The organism is Streptomyces sp. NP-1717 (assembly GCF_022695985.1).
In the GTDB taxonomy this organism is placed as follows: Bacteria; Actinomycetota; Actinomycetes; order Streptomycetales; family Streptomycetaceae; genus Streptomyces.
In genome coordinates this window covers 1-4,435 of record NZ_JAAPBF010000362.1, presented here as the reverse complement: position 1 = coordinate 4,435, position 4,435 = coordinate 1, and the positions used below count along the sequence as shown (strand labels likewise).

The window sequence follows — 4,435 nt, the reverse complement described above, 5'->3', positions numbered from 1 at the left end:
CCTTCCTGGCCGGCGGCACCTCCGCCTTCGTCGCCAGCGACAAGGAGATCGAACTCAGCGTCGACGGCACCCCGCGCACGCTCCACACCTTCGCCGACGACGTGGACGAACTCCTCGCCGACGAGGGCGTGCAGATCGGCGCGCACGACCTCGTCGCTCCCGGCCGCGGCGCCGAACTCACCAACGGCGACGCGGTGGTTGTCCGCCACGGCCGCCCCGTCATGCTCACCCTCGACGGCAGGCGCCGCCAGATCTGGACCACCGCCGACACCGTCGAGGGCGCGCTGCGCCAACTCGGCGTCCGCGCGCAGGGCGCGTTCCTGTCCGTCTCGCGGTCCTCCGCGATCCCGCGCAGCGGCTTGGCCCTGGACGTCCTGACGGAGCGCACCGTGACGTTCATGGCAGACGGGCGCGAGCGCACCATCCGTACGAACGCCGCGACCGTCCGTGACGCCCTGGCCGACTCCGGGCTCACCCTGCACGGCGAGGACACCACCTCGGTGCACCCCGACAGCTTCCCGCGCGACGGCCAGACGATCACGGTGATGCGCGTCACCGCCGACGAGATCGTGCGCGAGGAGGCCGTCCCGTACGACGTCGAACGCACCCCGGACGCCTCGATCTTCACCGGCACGGAGGTCGTCACGCACCGGGGCGTACCGGGGACGCGCCGACTCACGTACACGGTGCGCGCCGTCAACGGCGTCAAGCAGAAGCCGCGCAAGATCGCCGAGAGGATCGTCCGCGCGCCCGTCACCGAGCGCGTCAGGGTCGGTACGAAGCGGCGCCCGGCCTCCGTCGCGGGCGCCGACGGGCTCGACTGGGCCGCCCTCGCCGCCTGCGAGTCGGGCGGCCGGCCGGACGCGGTCGACCCCTCGGGGACGTACGGCGGGCTCTACCAGTTCGACTCCGGCACCTGGCGGTCCCTCGGCGGCAGCGGACGCCCGCAGGACGCGTCGGCGGGTGAGCAGACGTTCCGCGCGAAGAAGCTCTATGTGCAAAGGGGGGCGAGCCCGTGGCCGCACTGCGGCCGTAGGCTGCACGGGTGAGCACCACTGAGCCCCCCGACGCCTCGGGCGTCCCTGACGTCCCTGACGCCCCTGATGCCTCCGACGCCCTCCTCGGCCCCGCGGACATCCGCGAGCTGGCCGCAGCCCTGGGCGTGCGCCCCACGAAGCAGCGCGGCCAGAACTTCGTCATCGACGCCAACACCGTCCGCCGGATCGTCCGCACGGCGGACGTACGGCCGGACGACGTGGTCGTGGAGGTGGGCCCCGGGCTCGGCTCGCTGACACTGGCGCTGCTGGAGACGGCCGGCCATGTGACGGCCGTCGAGATCGACGACATCCTCGCCGCCGCGCTGCCGCGCACGATCGAGGCCCGGCTGCCGGCCCGCGCCGGACACTTCTCGCTGGTGCACTCCGACGCGATGCGGGTGCGCGAGCTGCCGGGGCCGGCGCCCACGGCGCTGGTGGCGAACCTCCCGTACAACGTCGCCGTGCCCGTCCTGCTCCACATGCTGGAGCACTTCCCGACGATCGAGCGCACCCTGATCATGGTCCAGGCGGAGGTCGCGGACCGGCTCGCGGCGGCGCCGGGCAACAAGGTGTACGGCGTGCCGTCGGTGAAGGCCAACTGGTACGCGCACGTCAAGCGAGCCGGTGCCATCGGCCGTAACGTGTTCTGGCCCGCGCCGAACGTCGACTCGGGCCTCGTCTCACTCGTCCGGCGCGCCGAACCGCTCACGACCACCGCACCACGGACCGAGGTCTTCGCGGTCGTGGACGCGGCCTTCGCGCAGCGCCGCAAGACGCTGCGTGCGGCGCTCGCGGGCTGGGCGGGGTCGGCGCCGGCGGCGGAGGCGGCGCTGGTCGCGGCGGGGATCTCACCGCAGGCGCGGGGAGAGTCGCTGACGGTGGAGGAGTTCGCACGGATCGCGGAGTCGAAGGGGGCGGGGGCGTGAACGGCGCCGAAGTGACAGGGGCGGATGTGACGGGGACGGGCGTGAGGGGGACGGGCGTGAGCGGTGCGGAGGAAGCTGCCGGGGCAGGTGCCGGGATACGTGACGAGGGGGCGGTGACCGTACGCGTACCGGCCAAGGTCAACGTCCAGCTCGCGGTGGGCGCCGCGCGCCCCGACGGCTTCCACGACCTCGCCAACGTCTTCCTGGCGGTCGCTCTCCACGACGAGATCACCGTGACCCCTGCCGACGAACTGCGCGTCACCTGCGCCGGCCCGGACGCGCACCAGGTCCCGCTGGACGCGACGAACCTCGCGGCACGGGCGGCGATCGCGCTCGCGGAGCGCCACGGGATCGAGCCGCGCGTCCATATCCACATCGACAAGGACATCCCCGTCGCGGGCGGCATGGCCGGCGGCAGCGCGGACGGCGCCGGGGCACTGCTCGCCTGCGACGCGCTCTGGTCGCTCAATTCGTCCGAGGCCGAGCTGCTCGCCATCTGCGCCGAGTTGGGCAGCGATGTGCCGTTCAGCCTGCTGGGCGGCGCGGCGCTCGGCGTCGGACGCGGGGAGCGGCTGACACCCCTGGACGTCGGCGGCACTTTCCACTGGGTGTTCGCGGTCGCCGACGGGGGACTGTCGACCCCTGCGGTGTACGGGGAGTTCGACCGCCTCACCGCGGCGGCCGACGTCCCGGCCCCCGCCGCCGACCCCGCCCTGCTCGCGGCCCTGAGCACGGGCGACGCGACGGCGCTGGCGGCCACCTTGACCAACGACCTCCAGCCCGCGGCCCTCTCCCTGCGCCCGTCCCTGGCGACGACGCTCGCCACGGGCACGGCGGCGGGCGCGCTGGCGGCCCTGGTCTCGGGCTCCGGCCCGACGACCGCGTTCCTGGCGAAGGACGAGGAGTCGGCTGCCGCGGTGGCCGAGGCCCTGCTGGCGTCGGGCAACTGCCGTACGGCGCGGGTGACTTCGGCGCCCGCGGCCGGGGCGCGAGTGGTGTCCTGATGGCCGGCTCGGAGTCCGTCACCGCGGCCGACACCGGCACCGACACCGCCACCGAGCCGCTTATCGCGCTGCTCCGGGAGATCGCCGACGGCTCCGGCGGCCTCGTACAGCTCCGCCCCGGCCTCTCCGACGCGCGGATGGACGCGTGGGCGGCGCCGGTGCCGGAAGAGATCCGCGTACTGCTGCGCGCGGTTGGCGGCATCCGGATCGCCTTCGGCCGCCGGAAGGACGACGGCACCTTTCTCTTCTCGGAGATCGACTTCGACGCATCGCTCAACGAAGGCACCCACCCAATGGGCGGGGACGGCAGCTGGTACGTGGAGCAGGCCGGCGGCCCCGGCACCCACCGCTTCGTCCGTCTCGACCCGGGCGGCGGCTTCACCTATGTGGACGTCGACCGTGAAACCGGTGCCTGGGGGCCGGTGTTCATCTTCTGGGACGACAACGACACGACACGGCTGGACAGTTCACCGCACGCCTGGCTGCACCGTACGGCCCGCTGCCTGCGCGAAGCCCTGGCGGACGCCGGGGGAGACCCGTACGTGTTCGACTCCGCCTTCACGGAGACCTGGACGGAGCCCCACCGGAACGCTCCGCAGGTTCCCACGATCCCCGCCGTCGAGGCACGGACGAGCCCGGACCCGGCCATCCGGTCCGCGGCCGCCGCGCTCCCCGACGACGGGGCTCTGGCCGACCTCCGCGAGGTGGACGGCGGAGCGGCGGTGATCTTCGACTTCCCGGAGCTGTGCCGCTTCGGCCGGGCACACGCCGGAACGGTACTCACGGGAGTCCCGGCGAGCCCGGACGACGACTCCTGAGCCCACTGGGCCGACTGAGCCCGGACCGGGCCGTCATCGCGGCCGGGGAACCTGGCGGATGTGCTGATGCCCGTCCAAGGGGAACGGGGGGCGGGCGGGGAGGGTTTGGTGGTAGGTGTAGCCGGTCTTCTCCGCGACGCGGCACGAGGCCAGGTTGTCGATCTGGTGGAGCAGTTCGAGCCGTGTGACGCCGTCGAGTGTGGCGAACGCCCAGTCGGTCAGCACGTCCACGGCGCGCGACGCGATCCCGCGCCCGCGTGCGTCGGCGGCGGTCCAGTAGCCGACCTCGGCGCGGTCGCTCGGCACCGCACCCCGCTTGATCGCGACGTTGCCGACCAGCCGGTCCCCTTCGAGTACGGCGAAACTCAGCCGCTGTCCGGTGCGCCAGCCGTCCGACTGGACCGCCATCCAGCGCGCGCCGTCCTCGGCTCCGGTCACGTGCAGCCGGGTCCACTTCCGCAGGAGGGGGTCGCGGTAGATGTCGATCAACGGCTGGATGTCGCTGTCGCGCCACGGGCGCAGATCCAGCGCGGGGTGCCCGGCGGGGGTGGGATCGACGCGGAGTTCGACGGTCAACGGATGCTCCTCATGGTTCTGCGTGGACTCGGCGGGTGGCACGCCGGTCGGTTCGCCGGGTCTGCCCGGCAGGC

Annotated in this window: 5 protein-coding genes; 4 read left to right on the top strand and 1 reads right to left on the bottom strand. The window is 73.5% G+C overall.

From position 1 onward, the window contains the following. From GXP76_RS34280 to GXP76_RS34265, 4 genes are all read left to right on the top strand, one after another. Nucleotides 1-1,049: resuscitation-promoting factor (locus GXP76_RS34280; protein ID WP_242575526.1), on the top strand; the 1,049-nt coding region annotated here is incomplete at its 5' end. 86 nt (nt 1,050-1,135) lie between these two features. Beyond that, entirely contained in the window at nt 1,136-1,963 is an 828-nt protein-coding gene (rsmA, locus tag GXP76_RS34275; protein WP_242575527.1) for a 16S rRNA (adenine(1518)-N(6)/adenine(1519)-N(6))-dimethyltransferase RsmA, read from the top strand. A gap of 56 nt (nt 1,964-2,019) precedes the next feature. Continuing rightward, nucleotides 2,020-2,967, top strand: coding sequence for a 4-(cytidine 5'-diphospho)-2-C-methyl-D-erythritol kinase (locus GXP76_RS34270; RefSeq protein WP_242575525.1), 948 nt, complete (start codon nt 2,020-2,022; stop codon nt 2,965-2,967). Further along, nucleotides 2,967-3,785, top strand: coding sequence for a hypothetical protein (locus GXP76_RS34265; RefSeq protein ID WP_242575524.1), 819 nt, complete (start codon nt 2,967-2,969; stop codon nt 3,783-3,785). Before GXP76_RS34270 ends, GXP76_RS34265 begins: the two co-directional genes overlap by 1 nt. A gap of 33 nt (nt 3,786-3,818) precedes the next feature. Here GXP76_RS34265 and GXP76_RS34260 read toward each other — a convergent pair. Then, on the bottom strand, nt 3,819-4,435 hold a 617-nt coding region (locus GXP76_RS34260), incomplete at its 5' end, for a GNAT family N-acetyltransferase (RefSeq protein ID WP_308354289.1).

Bases quoted from the DNA above. Each gene is read 5' to 3' on its own strand.
- GXP76_RS34265 (WP_242575524.1), top strand. From the start codon at position 2,967: ATGGCCGGCTCGGAGTCCGTCACCGCGGCCGACACCGGCACCGACACC.